The organism is Flavobacterium sp. RSP46, assembly GCF_003984825.1.
Classification (GTDB): domain Bacteria; phylum Bacteroidota; class Bacteroidia; order Flavobacteriales; family Flavobacteriaceae; genus Flavobacterium.
The window spans coordinates 112,801-139,643 of the sequence record NZ_RYDM01000009.1; the positions used below are offsets into that span (position 1 = coordinate 112,801).

Below are 26,843 nucleotides of genomic sequence, written 5' to 3' on the forward strand. Positions count from 1 at the left end.
TGTAATGAAAAACCAAAGTATCACAAATAATATTGATTGGATAAGCATAATCATCTATGCGGTATTAGTTATTTTGGGCTGGTTAAATATCTATTCCTCCTCTATGTCTTCGATGCAAGACACCTATGAAAAACAACTGATCTTCATCGTATTGACCATTCCATTAATATTCATAATACTCTCGGTTGACGGGAAATTTTATGAGAAATATGCGAGTATCATCTTTGGAGTATCACTACTCACATTAGCCGGGCTGTTTTTATTTGGCAAAACAATTGCTGGTCAACGTTGCTGGTATGCTATTGGAAGCTTCACGATCCAGCCTTCTGAATTTGCAAAAGCAGCCACTTCATTAGCATTAGCCAAATATTTGAGTGACACACAAATTAATTTAAAAGAAGTCAATAGACAAATACAGGCTCTTGCCATAATCTTCCTACCTGTGCTACTCATTTTGCCTCAGCCAGACCCTGGAAGCGCATTGATATACAGCATATTCATCATTGTTTTGTATCGTGAAGGACTTCCGGCTTGGTATGTTTGGACTGGATTTATTACAATTCTTTTATTTGTGTTTACCTTATTATTAGAACCAGAATATGTAATACTTATTGGATTAGCAATTATAATATTGGTTCATTTCAAATCAAGACTGGCAGACCGAAATATTGTTTTGAGCAGTATTATCTTTGCCCTGATTTCTGGATTTGTGCTATCTGTAGATTATGTATTTGACAACCTGTTCAAACAACATCACCGAGATCGTTTTAATATTCTTTTAGGAAAAACTGTTGACCTCAAAGGAATTGGATACAACACCAATCAATCCGAAATAGCCATAGGATCTGGAGGCTGGTTTGGAAAGGGATTCCTAGAAGGAACACAAACCAAAGGTGGTTTTGTACCGGAACAACACACGGATTACATCTTCACAACTGTAGGCGAAGAATGGGGATTTCTGGGTTCTCTGGCTGTAATCGCCCTTTTTGCCTGTTTACTTCTTCGAATAATATACCTTGCCGAAAGACAAAAAACAAAGTTTAGCAGAGTATATGGTTACTGTGTTGCAGGCGTACTTTTTACTCATTTCTTTGTAAACATAGCCATGGTAGCCGGTATTTTCCCCACCATAGGCGTACCCTTACCTTTCTTTTCCTACGGAGGTTCCGGTCTTTGGGGTTTTACAATATTGCTTTTTATATTTATAAAAATGGATGCCAATAAAGTAAATGAATGGTAATTTGACAAATTTAAGACAAAAGTAATCCACGAACCTCACTATGGATTATTACTCTTTGTTTTTGAATCAAAGACCTAAACAATAAATATATTTATCTTATTGTTACATTGAATTGAATCCTAAAGTTATACGTTAATACCAAAATTCAGATGGTAATTTGCAATAAATCCGGTCTTTTTCAGTAACATTTTAGCACACTAAATTGATAGATAAACAGCATTGATTTACTTATCTAGTCTCCTTCACTGAGTTACAAAACTCGAAAAAACAATTACCCAAATAGAAAAACCCTGTACGTTCTTAAGAATGTACAGGGTTTTTCTATTATTATTGACTGAAACTTGCTGAAAAACTACCTAAGATTTCGCTAATTTATCTTTTTTAATTTTAACAGGAATGCTTTTTTTAGAAATTGCTTTTGATTGCAAATCTTCTAATACATTCAGTGCTTCCTCAACATAAATATCTTTTGCTAAAGCTTCATGCCATCTTTCTCTTTTTTCTTTTAAAGAAGCGTCTTTATTAATTGCATCTGCTTCATGAGGCAGTGAAGTAAACGTAAGTAGATTTTTGTAATCTACAATTGGTTTGTATTTTTTAGCTTTTTCTTCAATTTCAGATTGTGCGATTTTAAATGTATCAATATTCAAACTATACACATTCTCCTCGCTTCTACTATCAATCCACTTCGCATTCTCTTCAATTAATTGAAACTGTGCATTTTTACTAATACGGTTTTTGCTATTTGTTATCGCCTGATTAAAGTTGTCATTATTAGTCCAAACACTGTAGTCAGCCCGATCAATTTTGTCCCAAGGCATTGCATTATCCATATCGCGCTCTCCCATTTTCAAGTAGGCATAACGATCCGGCATAACGATGTCACTTCGTACCCCATCTAGTTGAGTAGAACCACCGTTGATTCTATAAAATTTTTGTGTGGTGGTCTTAATAGCACCTAAATCCCCAACGGAGCTACTGCGCACAAACTGGTTCAGGTCAATCACATTTTGAACGGTTCCTTTACCGTACGTTTGTTTGCTCCCAATTATAATTCCTCTTTTGTAATCTTGAATTGCAGCTGCTAAGATCTCAGAAGCTGAGGCAGAAAAACTATTCACCATAATTACTAAAGGGCCATCCCATTCTATTTTTTTATCTCGATCGTACAACACTTCTTTTTTTCTTCCTGCTGATTTAATTTGAACAATGGGACCCTGCTCAATAAATAAGCCTGCAATATCTACAACCGTGGATAATGATCCGCCTCCGTCATCGCGAACATCAAGAACAATTCCATCAACACCGGATTGTTTCAGTCGCTCGACTTCAATAGCAACATCTTTACCGGCATCTCTACCGTCTTTATTTTCAAAATCAATATAGAATTTAGGCAAATAAATTATCCCATATTTCATCCCGTTTTTATTCACGATACTTGACTTGGCGTACGTTTCCTCAATTTCAACAATATCTCTGATAATAGAAATAATCTTGATTGTTCCGTCTACTTTTTTAACTGTAAGTCGGACTTCCGAACCTTTTGGTCCTTTAATTTTCTTTACCACATCATCAAGCCGCATCCCAACAACATCAACTGAAACTCCGGAGCCCTGCCCTACTTTCATTATTAAATCTCCTGCTTCCAGTTGTTTCCCTCTCCATGCGGGACCACCGGAAATAAGTTCCGAAATCTCAGTTAAATCATTTTTCTTTTGGAGACGGGCACCAATTCCCTCTAACTTTCCGCTTATACTTACATCAAATCGTTCTTTTTCTTCGGCAGCAAAATAATTCGTGTGCGGATCAAAACGAGCCGTAATAGAATTTATATACACAGAAAACCAATCATTTCTATCCAAATCTTTTATAAACCCAAAATATTCATCTAATGATTTTCCAGAATTTCTTCTGGTTTCTTTTTCTAATTCTTCAAAAGTCTTTGGTTTATCTGGGGTTACCGTGCTGTCCTTTGCTGTTTCTTTAGAAAGTTCTTCTTTTAATTTTTCCTCTTTTTTCAGTATTGCAGCATCCAGTTTTGCCTCATTAGTCTTGTTTTCTTGTAAAGCCAAACGATCTACCAGAGAAGAAAGAGTTGATAATTTAATTTGCTTACGCCATTTATCCTTTAATTCACTTGCAGTCTTAGCATAGGGAGCCTTTTCATAATCTATATTAAAGCTTTCATCAACAGAATAATCAAAAGGCTCACTCAAGACATCCTTATAAATCTTTTTACTCTCTTCCATTCTTTTCATCAAACGATCATAGGTAAGATTAAAAAAAGACAAGTCTTTATTCAACAACTGATCGTCTAACAACAACTCAAATTTCGAAAATTCATCGATATCGGATTGCAGGAAAAAACGTTTAGATGGATCTAAAGCCACAATATAATCTTTATAGATTCCTTTTGAAAAAGTATCGTTAATATCGGCAGGATTGTAATGTCCTTTCTGGATTACAAAAGTCAACAACTCTAGGAGTAATTTATCTTTTTCTGGGTCGTTCTCTTTTGATGCATTATATTTAAAAGCAAACAATGTTAACGAAAGGCATACAACAACAAGTATGATTTTATAATTTCTTTTCATAAAGCTAAGAATTGTATTCATGAATTTTTAATCTAAATTATGGTAAAAACTATGCCAACCGCAGCAGTAGCCCCATAAATTTTTGTTAAAGATATAAATTGTTTTTATTATTTTAAGTTAAATCAACCAACATAACCTATTTTTATATTTTGTTTAGTGATTTCATTCAGGGGGATTACATATACTCCGAAAATCAAAAATAATCAATCTTTTTACAAACAGATATAATGAAAAAAACAAGACCTTTAATTCTAATAACGAATGACGACGGAATTTCGGCACCGGGACTTCGAGCCTTAATTGCCGTTATGGCAGAAATAGGCGAAATCGTCGTGGTTGCGCCTGACAATCCACAAAGTGCCATGGGGCATGCCATTACCATAAACAGCATGTTGTATTTGAATAAAATCTCTAAAGATAGTGATCCATTTTTAGAGTACAGCTGCTCCGGAACTCCAGTGGACTGTGTGAAACTGGCTGTAAATGAAATCCTAAAAAGAAAACCAGATTTATGTGTTTCCGGTGTCAATCATGGTTCAAATTCATCCATAAATGTAATTTACTCCGGAACCATGAGTGCGGCAGTCGAGGCAGGAATAGAGGGAATTCCAGCTATAGGCTTCTCTCTTTTAGATTATGACTGGAACGCCAATTTTGAAACGATCAAAACTTTTATACGCAAAATCTCTTTAGAAGTTTTAGAAAATGGACTTCCAGAAGGGGTCGTTTTAAATGTTAATTTCCCAAAATTAAACGAAAAGGACATCAAAGGAATTCGTATTTGTCGCCAAGCCAAAGCACTTTGGGTAGAAAAATTTGATAAAAGAAAAACACCGCAAGGAAGGGATTACTATTGGCTGGCAGGAGAATTTGTCAATCAGGACAAAGGCGAAGACACAGACGAATGGGCGCTCGAAAATGGATACATATCAGTTGTTCCAGTTCAATTTGACTTAACAGCACATCATGCCATACAGCAACTTAATACCTGGAAATGGAATGAATAAGAACGATTTAGTCTGGGGAATTTTGATAGGATTTCTCACTACACTAGTTGGTTGCTATCTCTTTATTACCTTTTTTACTGACTTCCAGTTTATCATTGGAATTCAGATCATAAAAGCGCAGGGAAATTTAGGAAAAATCATCACACTGGGATCCATCCTTACGTTGATAGCCTTTGGCATTCTGCTAAAAATGAATAAAGAAATGATGGCGCGTGGTGTCGTATTGGCCATCATACTAATGACAGTACTCACTTTGTTTATTTAAGAAGGCTTATTAGTTTACCTTTGTAAATTGACATACCATTTATAACAGACCTGAATTTATAAATTTAAATGCTGAATTTATACCTTTCTAATCCAACAAACATGAAATACTACATTATAGCAGGGGAAGCTTCAGGCGATTTGCATGGTTCCAATTTAATGAAAGCACTTTATAAAAAAGATCCTAAAGCTGACATTCGGTTTTGGGGAGGCGATTTAATGAATACAACAGGCGGAACCTTAGTAAAACATTACCGAGAATTAGCTTTTATGGGCTTTATTGAGGTAATTTTTAATTTGAAAACTATTTTAAGCAACATCAAAGTCTGCAAAAAAGACATTCTTGAATTTCAGCCGGACATTCTTATTTTCATTGATTATCCTGGTTTTAATTTACGGATTGCAAAATGGGCAAAAGCGTTAGGAATGAAAACGCACTACTACATTTCTCCACAAATTTGGGCTTGGAAAGAAAGCAGAATTACAGCTATCAAGCGTGATATTGATAAAATGTATGTGATTTTGCCTTTCGAAAAAAAATTCTATGAAGACAAACACCATTTTCCGGTAGAATTTGTCGGGCATCCACTGATTGATGCCATCCACAACCAACCCGAAGTTGATTCAATCCTTTTTAGAACAGAAAACCAATTAAACGACAAACCGATAATTGCAATTTTACCCGGTAGCCGAAAACAGGAAATAACTAAAATGTTATCAGTCATGCTCAGTGTGGCAAATGATTTTCCAGACTATCAGTTCGTGATTGCAGGGGCGCCAAGTCAGGAATTTTCTTTCTATAAAGAATTCATCACTCAAGAAAACATTAAATTCATTTCTAATAAAACCTATGATTTACTGCGTAATGCAACAGCTGCATTAGTAACCTCAGGAACGGCAACACTGGAAACAGCGCTTTTCAAAGTGCCGGAAGTAGTTTGCTACAAAGGCAGCTGGGCTTCCTACCAAATTGCTAAACGAATTATTACCCTGAAATACATCTCATTAGTCAACTTAATTATGGATGAGGAGGTGGTGACCGAACTAATTCAAGAGCAATGCAATCCAAAACGCATTCGAGAAGAACTCAAAAAGATATTAGAAATCAACCACCGCAATACTCTTTTAGAAAAATATGCGTTATTAGAACAGCAATTAGGTGGCATTGGCGCTAGTGAAAAAACAGCAAAACTCATCGTGTCTGATTTACTGTAGATTATCTCTTATTTATAAATAGCTCCCTTTACAAAAAAATTACACTCTTTTGAAACATTTTCTATTTCTTGTATTGGTTCTTACCTTTTTTACGGCTTGTAAATCAACTTCCCCGATAACCAACTCGAAAAAAGCAGACCCAAAAGAGCAATCCATTCAATCCGAAAAAAGGAAAGCACACCGTCTGGTCGAACAATTAATCGATGCCGCTGCTGAAAATATTGGTGTGAAATACAGGTATGGCGGGACAACAAAATCAGGTTTTGACTGTTCCGGCTTGATGGTCAACATCTTTGATTCAAATGAAATAAGTCTACCTCGCACCTCGATTCAACAATCAAAACACGGTATTATTTTAGATCATGAACAAGAAAAAGCTAAAAAAGGGGATCTGATATTCTTTAAAACCAATAGAAACCGACAAATAAACCACGTAGGAATAGTCATTGAAGTCAATGAAGACGAGATAAAATTCATTCATGCGTCGACCTCAAGAGGCGTTATGATTTCCTCCACAAAAGAAGTGTATTACAAAACCAGATTTGCTCAACTCAACAGGGTTTTATAGCTCGAGTTCTTCATTACTAATCCCTGTGTTTCTATTTCTACCTATTTTCAAAAAAAATAAATTCGTTACGTACTAAAAATATGTACTTTAGAGTCATGAAAGTACTACAATTTCCTTTGGCAAGAATAACAATTGGGTTTGTTTCAGGACTTCTTTTCGCTTTTTACCTTCATCCTCCATTAGCAGCAGTCATTGTTATACTTTTAACCGCTATGAGTCTCTTTGGGGTGTTGTTTTTTTTATCCAAAAAAAGCAACACCCGTACCGCTTATTTTGGTATTGCCACTTATTTTTTGTCTTTTATCATTGGAACCACTACACAAGTAACCCACACGGATTATTTTCAAAAGGACAACTACACCCACAATACAAATGCTTTTGAGCAGCCTCATTCTATTTCTGTTGTTGTTAGAGAAAAGCTGAAAAGCTCCTTATTTAGCGACCGTTATATAGTCCTTGTCAACCATATTAATGAAAAAGAACAGTCTGGCCGATTGCTCCTTAACGTTCAAAAAAATCATTTAAACCCCGTATTTGCAGCAGGAACCCCTTTGCTAATCAAAGGCACGTTGTCAAGGAATAAACAACCTATGAATCCGAATCAATTTGACTACGGCAAATACCTTGAAAACAAACAAATCTATGCACAACTGTTTGCTGCTGGTGATGAAATAAAAATTGGAAATAAAACAGCGAAAAATATCTGGTACTATTCTTCAAAATTGAGAACGCGAATTATTCGGAATTTAGAAAAAAACAACTTCAATAAAACGGAATTGAATGTTGCCATTGCTCTGATCATGGGGCAACAACAAGATATTTCACCTGATATCATACGGGATTACCAGTATGCGGGAGCCGTACATATTTTATCCGTTTCAGGACTGCATATTGGCTTCATTTTGCTTTTTGTAACTTATATTCTAAAGCCGATTCCAAATACAAAAAAAGGCTCGTTCCTTAAACTACTCCTTATTCTGGCATCTTTGTCTATTTTTGGTATAATTGCAGGTTTAGCACCATCAGTAGTTCGCTCGGTGACTATGTTTTCCTTTGTGGCTATTGGGAATCATCTGCGCAGAAGCGTCAATATTTACCATACTTTATTAGTTTCTGTGTTATTGATTTTGTTTTTTGAGCCTTCGTTTCTATTTGACGTTGGTTTTCAGTTGAGTTACATTGCTTTGTTTTTCATTATTTGGCTGCAACCTCTTTTGGCCTCTGTGTGGCAACCAGAAAACAAAGCTTCAAAATACGTCTGGAACATTCTCACCGTTTCCTTGGCGGCGCAAATAGGTACTTTACCCCTGAGTATTTATTATTTTCATCAGTTTCCGGGTTTGTTTTTTGTGACCAATCTAATCATTATTCCAGTACTGAGTTTCATAATGATAGTAGGCGTTTTGGTAATGATTTTGGCCGCATTTGACCTTATTCCGGTTTTTCTCTCCCACCTGCTGGAAACCAGTATTTACTATTTAAACAAGATTATCAACGCAATAGCTTCGATAGAACAGTTTATAATTCAAGATATTCCGCTTAATTTATACCTGTTACTCAGCAGTTATTTAGCTCTAATAAGCCTTGTCATTTGGTTTAAAAAACCTACTTTCCACAAATTAGCAATCGCTTTAACTTGTATTATAGTTGTGCAATTTTCTTGTTTTACAACCCATTGGAACGTGCAAAACGAGCAGGAATTTATTGTTTTCAACAGCCGAAAGAATACCTTGATCACTGAACGAAATGGAGCAAATATCATTGTTTACGCCAATGACAGTCTTTTAAAAACGGCACAAGAAAACAGTCTTATAAAATCCTATTGCATTGGAAACCTGAGCACTTTACGACAGAAAAAAGAACTCCGAAATTTCCTGTATTTTAAAGGAGAAAAAATATTTATTGTAGACCATTCCGGAGTGTATCCCAAAAACATCAATCCGGATGTTATTGTATTGACACAATCCTCTAAAATAAATATGGACCGCCTACTCCAAATAATGAAGCCAAAATTAGTTGTGGCTGATGCGTCCAACTTTAAATCCATACAAAAACAATGGAAAGCCAGTTGCGAGAAACAGAAAATCCCTTTTCACGCAACAGGCGAAAAGGGATTTTATAAATTGAATTAATATTTTATTTTTTCAAAAAACCATTTGCAACTGCTAACCAGGCTGCTGGTCCGCCGGCTACATACCCCGTACTGCCAATACCTTCAAAATTGACGTTCCCTTCTTTTGTAGTACCGTTTGCGAGTATAATAGTTGGAAACCCTTGTATGCCAAAAATTTGTTGTAATTCATTATTCTGCTTTTTTACCTCTTCAGTCTGTGGTACTCGTCTTGGATAATCTAATTCGACCAAAACGACATTTTCTTTTGCCCAGGTTGCAAATTCAGGAGTCTTCAAGACCTCTTTTTGTAACCGGATGCACCAACCACACCAATCGCTTCCTGTAAAAAACATTAATAATGGTTTTTTAGTTAAGGCTGAAACTTCAAGAGCCTTACTGACATTAGTCTCCCACACTAATTCTTGTGCTTCAGCAGCAAACGAACCAACTAACAATAACAACGTTATTATACCTTTCTTCATATCTATTTTTTTTTACGGTGGACAAATCAAAAATGATGCCTAAAATTTATCGAACACCATGCATTAATTTCTTAATTATTGGAGTCATCAAAACAGAGAACAAAGCAACTACAATAGAGATAATAGTCAACATCCAAAAGAAGTAACTCAATCCGTGTTCATTGGCGATTTTATCTATATTTTCACCAAACATACCTGCACCTTTCATACCAATTGCTACTGCTAAGTACCAAACTCCAAACATAAAGGCAATCATACGGGCAGGAACTAATTTACTTACATACGACAATCCTACCGGTGAGATACACAGCTCAGCCATTGTATGGAAAAGATAGACTAAAATCAACCATATCATACTTACTGAAGCTGTTTTTGCACCCGCTTCGATTCCGCTTGCCCCAAAAGCGACACAAGCCATACCAAGCGCTAGCAATGCCATTCCGATTCCGTATTTTAAATTTGCAGAAGGATTGTATTTACTTTCCCACCATTTTGAAAACAATGGAGCCAAAGAGATAATGAATAACGAGTTTAAAGTAGAAAACCAAGTGGCAGGAACTTCTGTCAATGCAGTAGTTACTTTATCAATTTTCAATGCTTGCAATGTTGAATCTGATAAAGTAAGATAACCCGCAGTGTAATAATCTTTAGTCAACATCCATAGTGCTATTCCCCAAATAATTATAAAACTGACACTAAGGATCATATTTGCAACAGCATAAAGTTTAAATGTTTGCTTAAATAATAAAATTAAAACCCCGGTAATAATAACCAACGGTAAAATAGTAATTAACGAATTAATCACTAAAAACACCACACTCCAATTGCCTGTTAAAACACGATCCGTATAATCACTGGCAAAAATGGTCAAACTGTTTGGTGACTGCTCAAAAATTGCCCAAAAGAAAATGGTAAGAAAGGCAAAAAAGGTAACCGCTATTAATTTTTCTTTAGTAATTTTAGAATATTGAGTAAATCTATAAATTAACAATACAATAAATACAAGTAGAGCTGAAGCAATTGCAATCGCATTTCCATTAGGACCTAAGAAAGAAAAAATATTTATTTTGCCCCCGGATATTTTTGAAGCAGGATCATTTATAAGCCATAATAATGCTAATATAGAAGAGAAGGCTATTGCTGCCAATTGTATTGGCGAAAAAGGATTTCTTTTGTCAGTATCTAATGCTTCTGCTTTCGCTTTGCTTTCTTTATTTGGTTTTAAACCAATATCTCCAAAGATATCCTGAGACAGCCAAAACTGCAACATTCCAAAGAACATAAAAATTCCGGCTAAACCAAAACCGTAAGTCCAACCCACTTTTTCTCCTAAATAACCGCAAAGTAAAATCCCAAAGAACGCTCCGGCATTAACTCCCATATAAAACAAAGTATACGCGCCATCTTTCTTTTCAGGACGGTCTTTGTACATTTCAGATACGATAGAGGTCATGTTGGGTTTGAAAAAACCATTCCCAAAAACCAACAATACTAATCCTAAATAAATAGAGAATTCTGTTTCAACAGCCATAGAAGCATGCCCCAAAGTCATTAAGCTTGCCCCAACAACAACAGCCCATCTAAAACCAATTACTTTATCCGCAAAATACCCTCCTAACATTGTGGACAAATAAACCAATCCCACATAGGATCCAAATAAGGCAGAAGCATTTTCGCGAGTCCATTCCCAACCACCATCTGTAAGGGAAGCGGTTAAAAATAATATCAACAAAGAACGCATTCCGTAGAATGAAAATCGTTCCCACATTTCTGTGAAAAACAAAACGAACAATCCCGCAGGATGTCCTAAAACGGTATTCTTAAAAAATTGATCTGTTGTATTTTCACTCATCCTATTAATTGTTTAATTCCTTATCAACTCCGTGCATTAATTTTTTGATTACTGGTGAAAGCAGCAGTAAAACAACCCCAAAACCAAGACCCGTATAAAATAAATATTCAAAAAGCACTAAATAACTCTGCTTTGCTAAATTTAAATCAGGTGCTGTACCATTTGAGGTGTCTACCGAAGCAATATTTGCTAAAATAGACGCAATAAATTCAGAACTGGCTGTTGCCAAAAACCAAACGCCCATCATAAACCCAACGATTTTTACCGGAGATAATTTGGTTACCGCAGAAAGTCCTACTGGTGACAAACTCAATTCTCCACAAGTATGTAAAAAATAAGCCAATATTAGCCAAATCGCTGCTACTTTTCCAGCACCAGAAAGGTTTATTCCCATCACTAATGCTCCAAAGCCTAGTCCTACTAATGCTAATGCTAATGCAAATTTTACAGCTGTATTCGGATTGTATTTCCCTAATTTCGGCCAAATCCAAGCAAAGACAGGCGCTAGCAATATTATAAACAAGGCATTAAAACTTAAGAACTGCCCGGCAGAAACTTCATAACCAAATATAGTTCGGTCTAAAATCCGGTCAGCAAATAAATTCATGGAAGTATACGCTTGTTCAAACAATGCCCAGAAGACAATAGTAAATACGATCAGAATAGTTAACGCAATCAACTGATCACGTGCTTTACCATCGAGTTGTGTAGCTGCGTAATAAACAATATAAATAAAAGAAATTCCACCCGCAATTTTTAAAGCCCATGAAACTGCATCGTGATTTTGGACCATTTGCCAAAACAATACCGTTGACAAAACACTTCCAATATAAATCAACCACTCATTTTTAAATCCAAACAATTTGTTTTCTAGGAAAGAAGGGTTGTTTGATTCTCCTTTTCCCATCAATAATTTTCTGCCGGAAATAAAAGTCAATAGTCCAAAAAACATTCCGACACCAGCTGCACCAAAACCATAACTCCAACCGTACGTTTCGCCCAACCAAACACATATTAGCGTAGCCATAAAAGATCCTAAGTTGATTCCCATATAAAACAACGTGAATCCAGAATCTCTTCTTTTGTCACCTGTTTCATATAATTCTCCTACTAATGAAGAAATATTGGCTTTTAGAAAACCAACCCCAACAATGATTAAGGATAATGAAAAATAAAATATTTGTAAGGAGGTTTCGTCCCGCGTAATTGCTCCCGTCATGGATTGTGTGGCAGCATTTCCTTCATAAGCCATTCCTATATGACCCAACACCAACATAATCCCACCAAAAACAATGGCTTTTCTAAATCCCAGATATTTATCAGCAATAAAACCTCCTAACACTGGAACGGCATACACTAAAGCAGCGTAACTACCAATTAATAAATTCCCCGAAGTATCCGAAAACAAATGGTACTTTGTCAGATAAAAAATCAACAAGGCTTTCATTCCATAAAAGGAGAAGCGCTCCCACATTTCGGTAAAAAACAATATAAAAAGCGCTTTTGGATGTCCAAAAAAATCTTTTTTAATCAATGCGTCGTTCGTCATAAAGCGCTGTTATAAATTTTCTTTGATGAAATTAGTCATTTTTGTGTACAATTGAATTCTGGTTTTCCCACCATAAATTCCGTGATTATTGTCCGGGTAAATTTGGGAATCAAATTGTTTATTAGCCTGAATCAACGCTTCCATCATCTGCATGGAGTTTTGAACGTGAACATTATCATCTCCTGAACCGTGTATCAAAAGGAATTTCCCTTTCAATTTATCTACATGATTTATTGGGGAATTATCATCGTATCCGCTAGCATTTTCTTGTGGGGTCTGCATGTAACGTTCCGTGTACACACTGTCATAAAAACGCCAGTTCGTCACAGGAGCTACAGCAATTGCCATTTTGAACGTATCATTTCCTTTCATGATGCAATTAGACGCCATAAAACCACCATACGACCAGCCAAATATACCAATTCTAGCCTTATCAACAAATGCGTAATTTCCTATTACTTTCGCAGCATCAATTTGATCTTCTACTTCGTATTTCCCTAATTGCAGTTGGGTTACTTTCTTGAAATCAGCTCCTTTAAAGCCAGTTCCGCGCCCGTCAACACAAGCTACAATGTATCCTTGTTGCGACAACATCATAAACCAATATTCATTAGAACTTCCCCATCCGTTCACAACCTGCTGAGAACCTGGACCAGAATACTGAATCATAAAAACAGGATATTTTTTAGTTGAATCAAAATCTTTTGGTTTCATAATCCAAGCATTTAGCTCATGTCCTTTTGCTGTTTTTAAAACAAAAAACTCTTTAGCCGGTAAATTATAGCTTTTTAGTTTCGTAGCCAATGATTCATTGTTTTCAATAACTTGTACTTGTTTTCCAGCCTTGGCCTCGTTCAATGTATACGTCGGAGGTAGAGACGCACTAGAAAACGTATTGATGTAGTATTGGAAATTCGGACTGAATGTTGCCGCATTAGTTCCTGTATTTTGTGACAAACGGACTTTGTTTTTTCCGTCAAGACCTATTCTATAAACATCTCTGTTAATAGATCCGTTTTCTACCGACTGATAGAAAACTGTATTTGTTTTTTCGTCTAAACCGTAATAATTCGTCACTTCCCATTTTCCTTTGGTCAGTTGGTTTTTCAATTTTCCATTTTTATCATATAAATAAATATGATTGAAACCGTCTTTTTCGCTGGTCCAAATAAAACTGTTGTCTTTCAAGAAAGTCAAGTTATCTGTCACATCAACGTAGGCTTTGTCTTTTTCGTTCAAAACTACTTTTACAGCTCCTGAATTTCCATCGATAAACAACAATTCCAAATTGTTTTGGTGGCGATTCAATACCTGTGCTGATAGTGTATTCTCATCATTTGTCCATTTCATTCTGGCAATATAAAAATCGTTATAATTCCCAAGATTTATGTTTTTTACTGCATTCAAATTTACATCATAAATATGTAAAGAAACTAGAGCATTCTTCTCCCCGGCTTTTGGATATTTGAACGTTTGCATCGTTGGGTACAAGTCTTTTCCAAACATTGACATCGAAAATTCCGGAACCTGACTTTCGTCAAAACGTATGTAGGCTACTTTTTTGCTGTCAGCACTCCAGTCAAAAGCCTTTACAAAAGCAAATTCTTCTTCGTAAACCCAATCCGTAATACCATTAATAATACTGTTTTTTTGTCCGTCTGTAGTTATTGGAGTTGATTTATCAGCAGCTAAATCATGTACATACAGATTATTTTCTTTGGCGTATGCAATCTTTTTCCCATCAGGTGAAAAAGTAGGCTCCTGAACGGGAGAATCGAATAGTTTTCTTAATTTCTTATTGGCAATGTCATATAAATAGTAATCCGCTGTAAAGGAGTGGCGGAAGATTTGATTGGTATTGCAAGCCAATAGAATCATTTTTTCTGAAGCGTCAAACGTATAACTGTCAATCCCTCCTGATAATTCGGCGTACGATTTTGTATCTATTAATGTGGACACTTTTTTTAAAGTTGCAAAATCATACAAATCAATCTGCATGCTTCTGGACTGTCTGTCGGTATTCAAAACCGTATATTGATTTGTGTTTTTCAACGACTGCAATTCATCCATGCCTTGCGCCCGAAAAGTGCCGTTATAAATGGCATCAATGGTGATTTTTTGCTGCCCTGCAACTGCAAAACAAACGAATAAAAATAATGCAATAATTTTTCTTGAATACATGATATTTATTTAAATATAAAAACCGTCAATTTTAGTGAAAAATTTACAATAATTTCACATTATATGTGTTAAATCTTAAAAACAATATTTTAAACCCCCTTTTATTGAGGATAATAGGATTGCTACTAAAACGGCTAAAACCGTATATTTGCATTTAATTATACTATAATCAATTGAAAATGAATAAGGCCATTAGCGGATTTTCTAAACTATCCAAAGAAGAAAAAATTAAATGGATTGCCGATCAATATTTTTCAACACCCACAGAAGCCATCGCCTTGCTGAAAAACTACTGGAATTCTGATGAAAAAATACAGAAATTACACGATGAATTCATCGAAAACACGATAACCAATTTCTATATACCGCTTGGAGTTGCTCCTAATTTCCTGATTAATGGAAAATACAGCACGATTCCCATGGCTATTGAAGAAAGTTCTGTGGTTGCCGCTGCCGCGAAAGCTGCTAAATTTTGGTCTACGCGTGGCGGATTTAAAGCAACCGTAATCAATACCGAAAAAATTGGTCAGGTTCATTTTATTTATAAAGGTGATGTTTCAAAATTGAATTTGTTTTTTGTCCAACACAAAAATAAATTCTTTTCAGAAACCGAGTCGATTACCACAAATATGCAAAAACGTGGTGGAGGAATTTTAGATATTATTTTAAAAGACAAAACCGATTTATTGCCCCATTATTTTCAGCTGCATGCCACTTTTGAAACCAAAGACAGCATGGGCGCTAATTTTATCAATTCGTGTCTGGAACAGTTTGCTAAAACCTTAAAAGAAGAGGTCCAAAACTATAGTCTATTCACCGAATCAGAAAAAGAGATTGAAGTAGTAATGAGTATCCTTTCGAATTACGTTCCTAATTGCATCGTAAGAGCCGAAGTTTCTTGTCCGATTGCTGACTTGGAAGAAAAACACATTTTAAATCCTCAAGAATTTGCAGAGAAATTTGTGCAAGCCGTACAAATCGCCGAAGTCGAGCCGTACAGAGCCGTTACGCATAACAAAGGAATCATGAACGGAGTAGATGCGGTAGTTTTGGCAACTGGGAATGATTTCCGCGCTGTCGAAGCCGGAATTCATGCCTATGCATCGCGAAACGGAAAATACTCCAGTCTTTCCCATGCCAAAATAGAAAATGGTATTTTTACTTTTTGGCTAGAAATCCCTTTAGCAGTAGGAACGGTTGGTGGTTTGACTTCCTTACATCCATTGGTAAAATTATCCTTAGAAATGTTAGAGAAACCTTCTGCCAAGGAATTAATGCAGTTTGTAGCTGTAGCCGGTTTAGCCCAAAACTTTGCCGCATTGCGTTCTTTGACTACCACAGGAATTCAGGAAGGACACATGAAAATGCATTTGAACAACATCATCAATCAGCTTAAAGCCACTGATGAAGAGCGCATTTTAATCCTGAAATATTTTAAAAAAAATCCCGTTTCGCATAGCGCTGTGGTCACCTATATTGAAAGTTTAAGAAAATAATTTTATCTTGAAGCAACAAAGAATAAGGTTGCTTCGTTCCTCGCAAAGACAATGAAGAAAACATTTTACAGTAACGGAAAACTTTTAATCACAGGTGAATATCTGGTTCTTGATGGTGCCAAAGCGTTTGCATTACCAACAAAAATGGGGCAAAACCTCATTATAGAAAAGGGAAATAATAAGGAAATCATCTGGAAAAGTTATGATGCAGATGGAAGTATTTGGTTTGAAGACACCCTTTTATTTTCTGATATTTCAAAGGAAGTTCAAACTAAAAATGAATCGGTCAAGGCTACACTTAAGATTATTTTGCACGAGGCATTCAAATTAAATCCAGGTTTCATTTTAAATTCAGAGGGATACACAATCACGACTGAACTTAGCTTTCCCAAAAGCTGGGGTTTGGGCACGTCATCGACTTTGATAAACAACATTGCTCAGTGGTTAGACATCGATGCTTTTACATTACTTAAAAACAGTTTTGGAGGTAGTGGTTATGATATTGCCTGTGCACAAAACGACACCCCTATTGTCTATCATTTGGAAAAAGGTACTCCTATTGTTGAAAAAGTATCTTTTAATCCGGATTTTACTAACAATCTTTACTTTGTCTATCTGAATAAAAAGCAAAGCAGCAAAAGCGCAATAACAGCCTACGATATGAATAAAAAGAATAATCTCCCGAGAACGATTGCTTTAAATGACGTGATAACCTCTGAAGTTTTGAATGCGACTACAATTCAATCTTTTGCTGCAGCACTACAAAAACACGAAGTACAAATGAGTATTGTTCTGGAAACACAAACGATAAAAGAGTCTTTGTTTCCAGATTTCAATGGCGTGATAAAAAGCCTGGGAGCTTGGGGAGGCGATTTTGTAATGGCAATTGCAATTGAAAATCCAACTGACTATTTTATTTCAAAAGGATATGAAACTATCATTTTTTATGATGAAATGATCTTACCATAATTTTTTGTATCAATAATCATAGCTGTAGAAAAAGCTATAGAAAAGCAAAATCCCGATACATTCAGCATGTATCGGGATTTTTTATTTGATTACTTACGCTTTGACTAGTAATTGAATTCCTGTCTGTTGTCTTCAATTTTAGCATTTCCTTTCAAGGCAGGAACTACTCTATTAGCATCTGAAGCGCTTTGTTCTTTTAATTTAGAAACATAAGAAGCATGGCTTTTCAATGCTGGCGCTTTTACAGTGCTATTGTTTTTCACTACATAAACACCTGTGTTTCCTTCAATTGGAGCTGACATTTTATTTGCTGCTAAAGCAAATGCATTTCCTACTACACTTGGCTCTTGACCAACACCTGGCAACATCGTGTTTAGCATTGTCAAGTCAGTAGCTTGTTGTACGGTAGCTCCTACTGCTTTCGCGATTGCTTCCAGCGAAGAACCTGTCATTTTTGCCTTTATCAATGCTGCTTTTTTCTTGTTTTTTAGTATTTGTTCCACATAAGGTCTCGCCACAGAAACAGCTACTAAACCAGAATTGTCAATACTCTTTAATTTTGCAATTACGTGACCTACATTAGCCACTTCAAATCTTTTTACAGCACCTACTTTTACTCCTTTTTCAAAAGCCCAACGAACGATTGATCTTTGATTTCCTAAAGTTCCAAAGTTTTCGTCCATCCCTTTTACAGAAACAGCCGGAGCTACTACAAGCCCCATATCTTTTGCAACTTTGTTAAAATCTTTGTCCACAGCATCCATTTCTAATTTAGTTGCCTGAGTAAACATTTTATCTGAAGTGGCCTCAGATGCTTCTATTTTCTGAGCTACAGTAGCCAAACGAATTCCGTCTTGCTTATCAGTAACTTTGATAATATGAAATCCAAAAGGCGTTTCTACTAACCCTATTTTCCCAATACTGCTATTGAAGACAAAATCATTAAATGGTTTTACCATTTGGTTTGGACCAAAATAACCCAAATCTCCCCCTTGTTGAGAAGACGAATCATCAGAAGCTGTGAAAGCTAACATCAAGAAACTATCCGGACTGGCAGTAACTTGTGCTAAAATACTTTCTGCTTTTGCTTTTGCTTCTTCTTTTGTTCTTTTTTCCTTTTGATTTGGAACTTGAGTCCCTTCATAACTGATCAATATATGACTTGCTTTTGCATTCACACCTGATTTCATTCCCATTGATTTTGAAATACAGAAATATTTCCCGTATATGTAAGGCCCATAAACGGCTCCAGGAGCAAGATTAAATAATTTATCCGCATCAATTGCAGGCAAATCTTTTTTGGCCACATAAGACGAATCATAAGGAACATCTGAATTTGAATTCACAAACTCAATTGTATTAGTTGCTGCTCTGAATCCTGGTAAGGTATCATTTTTTCCGGTAGCTTGATTGTATACTACTGTTCCGGCTAACAATGCATTTATTTTTGATTTTACTTCGGCTTCATCAGCTGGTGATGCTTTGTCTTCGATCAAGACATATTCTACTTCACGAGATTCGTCTGCTTTGAATTTTTTTTCATTTTTCTTCATGTAATCAACAATTTCAGCATCAGTCACTTTTACTTGACTGTCTTTGATTGTTGAATATAATCCTGCAACATAGGCAAAGTTTACTTTATTTGCTTCCATCTCATACTGCAACTTGCCTTCGCTCTCCGTTGTAAAAACGGCCGCTTTAATCAATGTAGTATAGATTTGATATTTAGCATTAAGATCTGCATCTTTTTCTCTGTCTTTCAAAAACTGAGCTTGGGCAGGATTTGCTTTGAAATATTCTTTAAATTTTGCAATATCAAAAACACCGGCTGCATTCAAAAACAATGGATTCCCACCAATATTTTGATCGCCTTTCAGCACTTCTAATAGGTGTTTTTCACCTACTCGTAATCCTAATTTTTCAAATTCAGCCGTTAGCAAAGCAACCGAAACTTCTTGTTCCCATACTCTGTTAGCCGCTTCAGTTGAAGTAATTCCTTGACCACTTTTTTCAACATTACTCACTTTAACTCTAAAATCTTCAAATGAAATATCTTTCCCGTCAATGCTTCCTACATCTTTTGATGTGCTGCTGAAACCTCCACTGCTAAATATATCACCTATGATAAATGCTAATAAACAAAACCCAATAACTAAGATCAGAAGAAGCGAACGTTGTCTAATTTTTTGTAATAATGCCATTTTATTGTTGTTAATTTTTATATTCAGGTTGCGAAAATACAATTATCTAATTAATAATTATAGTAGTAGCGTTTTATTTTATAAGAAATTTCAATTTTACAAAAAAAACTACTCTAGCACGGTCATATTTACTAATTCTATTTTCTTATTTATTGCTTCTTCAATTACAAAACGATACGCTCCAATGGTGATAACCGCTCCATTTTGAGGAATTTCGGTAGTAAAATTCACAATAAACCCCCCAAGTGTTCCATACGAATCACTTTCCGGAATAGCCAGTTTATAGGTATCATTAAGGTACTCGACGTCTAACCGGGCTGAGAAAACGTATTCGCCATCACCGAGTTCTTTTTCAATCAATTCTTCATCTGAATCGTGTTCATCTTCAATTTCACCAAAAAGCTCTTCCACAATATCCTCTACGGTAATAATTCCGGAGGTGCCGCCGTATTCATCTAATACAATAGCTACACTTTTACGTTTTTTGATCAGCAAACTCATCGCATCTTTGATAAAGATTGTTTCCGGAACAAATTCTACCGGAATCACAATATCCTTGATACTGTCTGGTTTTTTGAACATATCAAAGGAATGCACGTAGCCTACAATGTCATCGAGTGAATTTTGAAACACCACTATTTTAGAATAGCCTGTTTCTATAAACAATTCTCGGAGATCTATGATGGTATCCGACAAGTCAATGGCTATAATTTCAGTACGGGGATTCATCACATCTCTGGCTTTGACTCCTGAAAATTCTAATGCATTTTGAAACATCAGAATTTCAGAATCCATGGCATCATCATCTTCAACACTACTCATTTGTTCCGTAATGTAATTCCCCAGCTCAATTTTACTGAAATAAAGCTGTACATTATCGCCTTCGGTTTTGAAGAATTTTATCAAAACAAAATCAGAAACCCAAATAAAAAATGCAGCTATAAAATAGAAAATACTAAAAAAGAAATAGGCGGGAATTGCAAAAAACTTAAATAGAAAATTGGCATAAATTTGAAAAAAAACTTTTGGCAAGAACTCTGCGGTAATCAGCACAATGATAGTAGAAATTATGGTTTGAATTAATAAATCCAAGAAATCCGAAAACTGAAACCCCAGAGTAACAAACCAGCGCATCAATAATTCGCCCATAAAAAAACCGTAGACCACCATGGTGACATTATTCCCAATGAGCATGGCTACGATAAACTTGGAGGGCTTTTCAGTAAGCTTTGTCAGTATTCTGGAAACAAAACCGCCTTGTTTTTTTTCAATTTCAAGATATATTTTATTTGAAGAGACAAACGCTATCTCCATTCCTGAAAAAAAAGCACTTAGTATTAGACACAGAAAAATAACACTAATCTCCATGAATTAGGATTTTTTGTTTCGGTCTTCAAACTTTTTAGCAAATTTTCTTCTAAAGAAAAACATAAAAACGGCTAATCCGGCAAACATGAAACTCAACCACGGATTTTCTTCCTCGGCATTTAACTTTATGAAGCCATCATAAATAAAATAGGCTCCAAAAACAAGATAAACGTATTGTGTGTATTTTAAATAGTTCATAGGGTGTTGTGTTATTCAGCGGTTTCGAGTTCGCCGGTTATTTTTTGAGAATTAATCACTTTGAAATCCTTGCTAAAATCGATTCCTTGTCCATTTGAAACACCTTTTGGGTCTGTTAATTTAAACCTTCTTTCGGTAAAAAACCACTCATTCCTTTGATCAAAATAAAGTTGCTCTGTTTCTAACAGCTGTCCATTTTCATTAGAGATCCTTACTTTTCCCTGCAGATCAATTACTGCTGTTCCTTTGTAAGAAATGGCATAATTTGATTTGATAAATGTTTTCTTCCCTTTTTTGTCAAATAAAGTAACATCAATCCCTTTTGGGAATTCCGTAAAAGGAAAGCTAACGTTAGAATAATCTAACATTTTAGAGCTGATCAAAATGGATGTAATCCTTCCTGAATCTGTATATTTGAGATTTACCATATCAGCATCACTACTGGGAACAAACTCGGAAAAATTTATTTTTTGTATTTCCTTAAAATTACTTTCGCACCCCAAAAAAAGCGCTCCGGCAAAAACCGCGACCCCTAATTTGATATAATATTTTTTGACTACTGTCATAAGTTGGCCTGGACGAAAAAATTGGAGAAAGTACTTCTTTTTATTCTAGTTGAATTTTCTTCTGATAAACCATTGGTCATTAAGAGAGAAACTCACACTTACATTGGCGTAGTTTTCTTGAACTAAACTAGATGCTGTAGTTCCTTTTTTGCCTAATTCAAATCCAATATTCACATTAGAGAACTGACCTGTTAGTGGCAATCCAATGCCTAGAGTTAATCCCATATCATCAATGGATTCTGAATTGATCACCATTCCGGTTTTTTCAAATCTCAAACCCCCTCGGTACGTAATCCTTTTTGTGTAGCTTGTGAACGAGTTGTAATTAGGAATAAAATACCCTCCAATGCTGTATTTCGAATGCTTTTCGTAGGTAACATTTGGCATTGAATTAAAATTATTTGCCAAGGATCCTGCATCCTGTAGCGTCACACCAACTCCTACGAGCCATTTTCTGGCCTGGCCAAAACCTGCTGCTAATGCTAATTTACTCGGCATTTTCAAATTCACTTGGCCCTTTACATCATCCAGCGCATCTACAACCACCACATCAAAATTTGAACTAAAAACCACTGTCGAAATATTCCTGTTGTTTTTAGACACCAATGTATTTTCCAGCGTATAATTTGCACTACTAAAAAAAGAGATTTTTTTATGGATTTTAGTCTGATACATCATCCCTACATTAAAATTCACGCCAGACAAATCAATCGTATTCAATTCTCTGGTTCCAACGGGAACTCCAGTAACGAATTCAAGGTTACTAGATTCAATTTTTCCAAAATTATACTGTACATCGGCACCTACACTAAAATTCGGCGTCACTTTATACCCTACTCCTAAAAAGGCCTTGTTCAAACCACCAGTACCTTTGAAACGCTTGCTGTTTTGCGAGGGATCAGTAGCAATAGATTCTATTTTATACCCTACCGATGAATACGGAATCAATCCAAAACCCAACCCAAACTTACCAATAGGCAAACCCACGGCCAGGTAATCCAGAGTCGTTCTTCTTGTATTTGCAGCTTCAGTATCTGTTTTCATTTTTGTGGTCGCATGCGTACCACCCAGGGTAAAAGTAGTTAGTTTAAGACTTGCATAACTGGCTGGATTTTGCAAGTTCATGTGTATACTGTCTTGTTCAATGGCTATTCCTGCCATCGAACGGTTTTCCAACGTTCCTTTGAACCTAACATCTCCTATTCCATAAAAAGAATACGGGGACGCTGTTCCTTCTTGAGCAAAAGATACTAATGATAAAAGCAAACAGGCGCTTATTATAATTTTTTTAATCATTTTTGGTTTTATGTTGAAATGTTTGGTTTAAACTTTCCAGAAGAAAATTTGAATTGGCAAATATGGTATTTTTTAATCGTTTAGCCAAAAAATCTGTGTCTCCACCCGTTAAAATTATTATAAAATTTAAATACCGTGCTTTATATTGATTTATAAACCCGTCAATCTCATAAACTAAACCGTTTACCACTCCGGAATGAATCGATTCTGAAGTTGATTTCCCAATCAAATCTTCCGGAATCCCCAGAGACAATAAAGGTAATTTTGCGGTGTAGTGATGCAATGCTTCATAGCGCAATCGCAGTCCCGGCGAGATCGCTCCCCCTAAATAATTATTTTCCTGATCTATAAAATCATAGGTAATGCAAGTTCCGGCATCAATGACCAGCCGGTTTTGATCCGGATACCGGAGCGTAGCCCCTGCAGCAAGAACCATACGGTCAATTCCCAAAGTTTGTGGCGTTGCGTATTTATTTTGGAACGGAAAAGAATCCTTATTCGAGATAAAATGCACTTTTATCTCTTTATCGAAAGCTAAAAACGGCTGTTTTCCGAGATCTCCAACTGAAGAAACCACCAAATCAGTTGTTTTTTTAAAGTTTTTTAATATTTTTTTAATATTTTTTTCCAATTCAATTTGGCTAAAAACAAAAACCTCCAAAAGCATAGCACCCTCAAAAACAGCGGCTTTAATTCTGGTATTTCCCACATCAACTACTAAAATCATAATTTCTTTTTTGATGGGACAAAGGTACGAATTGATTTTTTTTTAAAATTGTTTTGGATAAACTAAAAATCATACTATATTTGCACCCGCAAACAAGTTCATCGAACTCCTACTAAAATAAGAGCAAAGTGAGATAATAGCGAGGTACCTTAGCTCAGATGGTAGAGCAATGGACTGAAAATCCATGTGTCCCTGGTTCGATCCCTGGAGGTACCACTTACAGCCCTTAATTTCATTATGATTTTAAGGGTTTTTTGTTTTTAGCGTGCTTGACAGGGTGCTTTTAAAGCATATTTCTTACTTCCTTAACATAATGTAATCTGTTTGAACTAAAATTGATTTTTGATTTTCAAAAAGTTAAAAACTGTTAAACAGTCTCTATATAACATTGTTTATCTGTTTCTATAATCTTAACTTGAAATGATAAAAGTTTAGCAGTCTGGTTTTTTGTCCTTAAATAAATGTCTTTGTTTCGTTTTCTGTGTACATTATCTTATTGATGTAGTTTTTGTTCTCCTGTAAAAAATGGCGGTGTACCAACAAAAAGCCGATTCTACTCCAAGCTATGGGGAGGGACTAATTAGAGAGGGGTGTAAATTTAATTTTTTCAACAAATGGGATTTTTTAAAAACACTACAATATCAAAATAAGTTTTCTAACTTTGTAAGACAATCATACACAATGACAGAAACTTTCACTTTGCAATCCTTACCGCCTAAAGACTTTACAGAATCGATTGCGATATTGAAGCAATTGGCAAAATCACATCGGTATTTAGCGGAACTCAAAGGAACGGCAAAGACTATTCCAAACGAAAGTATTCTTATCAACACGCTTACACTCCAGGAAGCAAAAGACAGTAGTGAGATTGAAAACATCATCACTACTCACGACGATTTATACAAAGAAAACGTATTGATTGACACCAAGAAACACGCCAGTAAAGAAGTTTTTAATTATGCACAAGGTTTGAAGCTTGGTTTTGAGATTGTACGAAAAGAGAAATTACTTTTGAACAAACATATCTTAATCATTCAAAAGGAGCTGTTACAAAACAATGCTGGATTTAGAACCCAAGCGGGAACAAAATTAGTTAACTCACAAGGGCAAACGGTTTATACTCCACCACAAAGCACTAATGAAGTTTTAGACTTAATGAGCAACCTCGAAAAGTTTATAAATGACAATGATTTTTCAGATATTGACCCACTTATAAAAATGGCAATTATACATTATCAGTTTGAAAGCATCCATCCATTTTATGATGGTAACGGACGAACGGGGCGTATTATTAACATTCTCTATTTGGTTTTATCGGGTTTGTTGGATATTCCTATTTTGTATTTAAGCCGTTATATTACCCAAAACAAAGCCGATTACTACAAAGTTTTGCAAGGAGTGAGAGAAACTAACGATTGGGAAGCAATGGTTTTGTATATGCTAAAAGGCGTTGAAGTAACCGCAGAGCAAACTATCGTTCTAATTACCAAAATACGGGATTTAATGGCAGATTATAAAACTAGAATACGAACCGAATTACCTAAAATATACAGTCAAGATTTAATAAATATTTTGTTTAGAAATCCTTATACAAAAGTTGAGTTTCTACAAGATGAGTTGCGACTTCAAAAAAGAACCGCATTAAACTATTTAGATAAAATTGCTGAAATGGGTTTTTTGCAAAAAACAAAATTGGGAAAGGATAACTATTATCTAAATACCGAATTAATAAACGTTTTAATGAATGGTTAATCGTGGTAAAAAACGGTTTATAATTTACCACAATAAAACAACGTGGTAAAAAATCCCTTAAATTTACCACGTAAAGCAATTAAGGTAAAAAAGGGCTGAAAATTTACCACGTTAAAACAACGTTTATAAAAAATCCAAAATCTTAACAATTTAGAAAGTCGTGTTAGGAAAAAGACAAAATTGTAACATTACTTTTAACTATGTACCAATATGAATTACATTTTAAATTCACTTGAAGAAATTCGAAAAGTTTATACCCCAGATATTGAATGTTTGAATACTCCTTTAGATTGGATTCCTTTTACATTCTGTGGCATTGAAAAGACTATATTTGAATCAATGCGGTTTTACCAATGTTACTATTATGGCGACGATTATGAAAAAGAAGATTTATCTCTTAAAGATTTTAATTTTAAAAACAAAAGTCATAAGTATTCTGGTTTGAATTATGATTTTTTACTAAAAAACATTGATTTAGAGACTTTTAAAAATGAATTAGAAAAATTAGTAACAAAGGAAGAAAACCATTTCATTTTTAAAATAAATGAAGAATTGGGAAAGGCTGGAGGTAATATTGAATTTGTAAAAAGATTAAGAAAAGATGTTGAGAGTTTAGTTTTATCAAGCAAATATTTAAAATCTATTTTAGAAAAAGCAAATAAATTTGATGAAATCCTCATTAATAGATTTATTGTTTCATATAGAAATGTGTATGACTCTCTAAAGGTTGAACACGAACAAGATATTGTACCAGTTATAATATTTAAATCTGAGCATTTTAAGACAATAGATGATTTCGAAAAAACTAAAAATAAAGATGAAGCTATTAGTAGAACCAAACAACCCGAATTAAATTATATTGATAGTTGTCTTAATCCAAGCCCTTTAATCAAATCATACAGGGAGGGGATTCTTAGCGATTTTACAAGCGAAAAAAACGAGAAGAAAATGACCTGCAATGACGTAAATGAATTTCTATCTGAACCAATAAAGAAGCTAACTGAATGCGGTTTTTATAAAGCTTTACAAACGAAATATCCTGAAGAAGAAAAACAACAGTCAATTATAGCAACTATTTTTCGGGTTCATTTAAAATCAACTCACATCAAATATGATATTATTACCGTCGGTGGAAAAACCGGTCAAATTGACCACCCAATTCCAGTGCAAATTGACCACCAGTTCCGGAGTAAACTGACCACCCT

The 26,843-nt window shown here is 35.2% G+C and carries 21 protein-coding genes and 1 tRNA gene; 11 read left to right on the forward strand and 11 right to left on the reverse strand.

Annotation, left to right across the window (positions count from 1 at the left end; translation table 11 throughout):
- Positions 1 to 4: 4 nt before the first annotated feature.
- Positions 5 to 1,240 carry a rod shape-determining protein RodA gene (rodA, locus tag EKM01_RS13410; RefSeq protein WP_126457465.1) on the forward strand — a complete coding sequence of 412 codons (1,236 nt, stop codon included), beginning with the start codon at positions 5 to 7 and terminating at the stop codon, positions 1,238 to 1,240.
- 356 nt (positions 1,241 to 1,596) lie between these two features.
- Here the strand turns inward: rodA and EKM01_RS13415 are convergent, their stop codons facing one another.
- Entirely contained in the window at positions 1,597 to 3,855 is a 2,259-nt protein-coding gene (locus tag EKM01_RS13415; protein ID WP_126768644.1) for a carboxy terminal-processing peptidase, read from the reverse strand.
- A gap of 206 nt (positions 3,856 to 4,061) precedes the next feature.
- Here EKM01_RS13415 and surE point away from each other — a divergent pair, with 206 nt between their 5' ends.
- The 5 genes from surE to EKM01_RS13440 all read left to right on the forward strand — a co-directional run bounded on the left by surE (position 4,062) and on the right by EKM01_RS13440 (position 9,020).
- Entirely contained in the window at positions 4,062 to 4,841 is a 780-nt protein-coding gene (gene surE / locus EKM01_RS13420; protein WP_126457467.1) for a 5'/3'-nucleotidase SurE, read from the forward strand.
- On the forward strand, positions 4,834 to 5,106 hold the full coding sequence (locus EKM01_RS13425) for a hypothetical protein (RefSeq protein WP_126768645.1): 273 nt from the start codon (positions 4,834 to 4,836) through the stop codon (positions 5,104 to 5,106). The genes surE and EKM01_RS13425 overlap by 8 nt, the downstream gene beginning before the upstream one ends.
- Before the next feature lie 101 nt (positions 5,107 to 5,207).
- Positions 5,208 to 6,320 carry a lipid-A-disaccharide synthase gene (lpxB, locus tag EKM01_RS13430; RefSeq protein ID WP_126457468.1) on the forward strand — a complete coding sequence of 371 codons (1,113 nt, stop codon included), beginning with the start codon at positions 5,208 to 5,210 and terminating at the stop codon, positions 6,318 to 6,320.
- 49 nt (positions 6,321 to 6,369) lie between these two features.
- Complete coding sequence (locus tag EKM01_RS13435) at positions 6,370 to 6,888, forward strand: C40 family peptidase (RefSeq protein WP_126740419.1); 519 nt, start codon at positions 6,370 to 6,372, stop codon at positions 6,886 to 6,888.
- Between the two features lie 95 nt (positions 6,889 to 6,983).
- Positions 6,984 to 9,020: a ComEC/Rec2 family competence protein gene (locus tag EKM01_RS13440; protein ID WP_126768646.1), complete on the forward strand. Its 2,037-nt coding sequence runs from the start codon at positions 6,984 to 6,986 to the stop codon at positions 9,018 to 9,020.
- Positions 9,021 to 9,024: 4 nt separating this feature from the next.
- Here EKM01_RS13440 and EKM01_RS13445 read toward each other — a convergent pair whose 3' ends face one another.
- Genes EKM01_RS13445 through EKM01_RS13460 form a run of 4 tightly spaced genes read right to left on the reverse strand, consistent with a single transcriptional unit; the run spans position 9,025 to position 15,065 of the window.
- A complete protein-coding gene (locus EKM01_RS13445; protein ID WP_126768647.1) occupies positions 9,025 to 9,483 on the reverse strand; it encodes a thioredoxin fold domain-containing protein in 459 nt (152 codons plus the stop codon).
- A gap of 46 nt (positions 9,484 to 9,529) precedes the next feature.
- Positions 9,530 to 11,335 carry a peptide MFS transporter gene (locus EKM01_RS13450; protein ID WP_126768648.1) on the reverse strand — a complete coding sequence of 602 codons (1,806 nt, stop codon included), beginning with the start codon at positions 11,333 to 11,335 and terminating at the stop codon, positions 9,530 to 9,532.
- A 4-nt stretch (positions 11,336 to 11,339) separates the two neighbouring features.
- Positions 11,340 to 12,884 carry a peptide MFS transporter gene (locus EKM01_RS13455; RefSeq protein ID WP_126768649.1) on the reverse strand — a complete coding sequence of 515 codons (1,545 nt, stop codon included), beginning with the start codon at positions 12,882 to 12,884 and terminating at the stop codon, positions 11,340 to 11,342.
- Between the two features lie 9 nt (positions 12,885 to 12,893).
- On the reverse strand, positions 12,894 to 15,065 hold the full coding sequence (locus EKM01_RS13460; RefSeq protein WP_126768650.1) for a S9 family peptidase: 2,172 nt from the start codon (positions 15,063 to 15,065) through the stop codon (positions 12,894 to 12,896).
- 179 nt (positions 15,066 to 15,244) lie between these two features.
- Here EKM01_RS13460 and EKM01_RS13465 point away from each other — a divergent pair, with 179 nt between their 5' ends.
- Positions 15,245 to 16,561, forward strand: a complete 1,317-nt coding sequence (locus EKM01_RS13465; protein ID WP_126554925.1) for a hydroxymethylglutaryl-CoA reductase, degradative — start codon at positions 15,245 to 15,247, stop codon at positions 16,559 to 16,561.
- Between the two features lie 51 nt (positions 16,562 to 16,612).
- Positions 16,613 to 17,530 (forward strand): GYDIA family GHMP kinase, encoded by a 918-nt coding sequence (locus EKM01_RS13470; RefSeq protein ID WP_126554923.1) that lies wholly within the window; start codon positions 16,613 to 16,615, stop codon positions 17,528 to 17,530.
- A gap of 104 nt (positions 17,531 to 17,634) precedes the next feature.
- On the opposite strand, the gene EKM01_RS13475 is transcribed toward EKM01_RS13470, so the two are convergent.
- The 6 genes from EKM01_RS13475 to EKM01_RS13500 all read right to left on the reverse strand — a co-directional run bounded on the left by EKM01_RS13475 (position 17,635) and on the right by EKM01_RS13500 (position 23,886).
- Complete coding sequence (locus EKM01_RS13475) at positions 17,635 to 19,731, reverse strand: peptidylprolyl isomerase (protein ID WP_126457476.1); 2,097 nt, start codon at positions 19,729 to 19,731, stop codon at positions 17,635 to 17,637.
- Between the two features lie 108 nt (positions 19,732 to 19,839).
- A complete protein-coding gene (locus EKM01_RS13480) occupies positions 19,840 to 21,099 on the reverse strand; it encodes a hemolysin family protein (protein WP_126576783.1) in 1,260 nt (419 codons plus the stop codon).
- A gap of 3 nt (positions 21,100 to 21,102) precedes the next feature.
- Positions 21,103 to 21,297, reverse strand: coding sequence for a hypothetical protein (locus tag EKM01_RS13485; protein WP_126457478.1), 195 nt, complete (start codon positions 21,295 to 21,297; stop codon positions 21,103 to 21,105).
- A gap of 11 nt (positions 21,298 to 21,308) precedes the next feature.
- On the reverse strand, positions 21,309 to 21,863 hold the full coding sequence (gene lptC, locus EKM01_RS13490; protein ID WP_126576781.1) for an LPS export ABC transporter periplasmic protein LptC: 555 nt from the start codon (positions 21,861 to 21,863) through the stop codon (positions 21,309 to 21,311).
- A gap of 45 nt (positions 21,864 to 21,908) precedes the next feature.
- Positions 21,909 to 23,159: a hypothetical protein gene (locus tag EKM01_RS13495; RefSeq protein ID WP_126768651.1), complete on the reverse strand. Its 1,251-nt coding sequence runs from the start codon at positions 23,157 to 23,159 to the stop codon at positions 21,909 to 21,911.
- Positions 23,152 to 23,886: a type III pantothenate kinase gene (locus tag EKM01_RS13500; RefSeq protein WP_126768652.1), complete on the reverse strand. Its 735-nt coding sequence runs from the start codon at positions 23,884 to 23,886 to the stop codon at positions 23,152 to 23,154. Before EKM01_RS13500 ends, EKM01_RS13495 begins: the two co-directional genes overlap by 8 nt.
- Before the next feature lie 143 nt (positions 23,887 to 24,029).
- On the opposite strand from EKM01_RS13500, the gene EKM01_RS13505 reads away from it, so the two are divergent.
- The 3 genes from EKM01_RS13505 to EKM01_RS13515 form a co-directional block, all read left to right on the forward strand.
- Positions 24,030 to 24,102: transfer RNA gene (locus tag EKM01_RS13505), tRNA-Phe, on the forward strand.
- 465 nt (positions 24,103 to 24,567) lie between these two features.
- Positions 24,568 to 25,638, forward strand: a complete 1,071-nt coding sequence (locus EKM01_RS13510) for a Fic family protein (protein WP_126768653.1) — start codon at positions 24,568 to 24,570, stop codon at positions 25,636 to 25,638.
- Positions 25,639 to 25,848: 210 nt separating this feature from the next.
- On the forward strand, positions 25,849 to 26,843 hold a 995-nt coding region (locus EKM01_RS13515), incomplete at its 3' end, for a hypothetical protein (protein ID WP_148108944.1).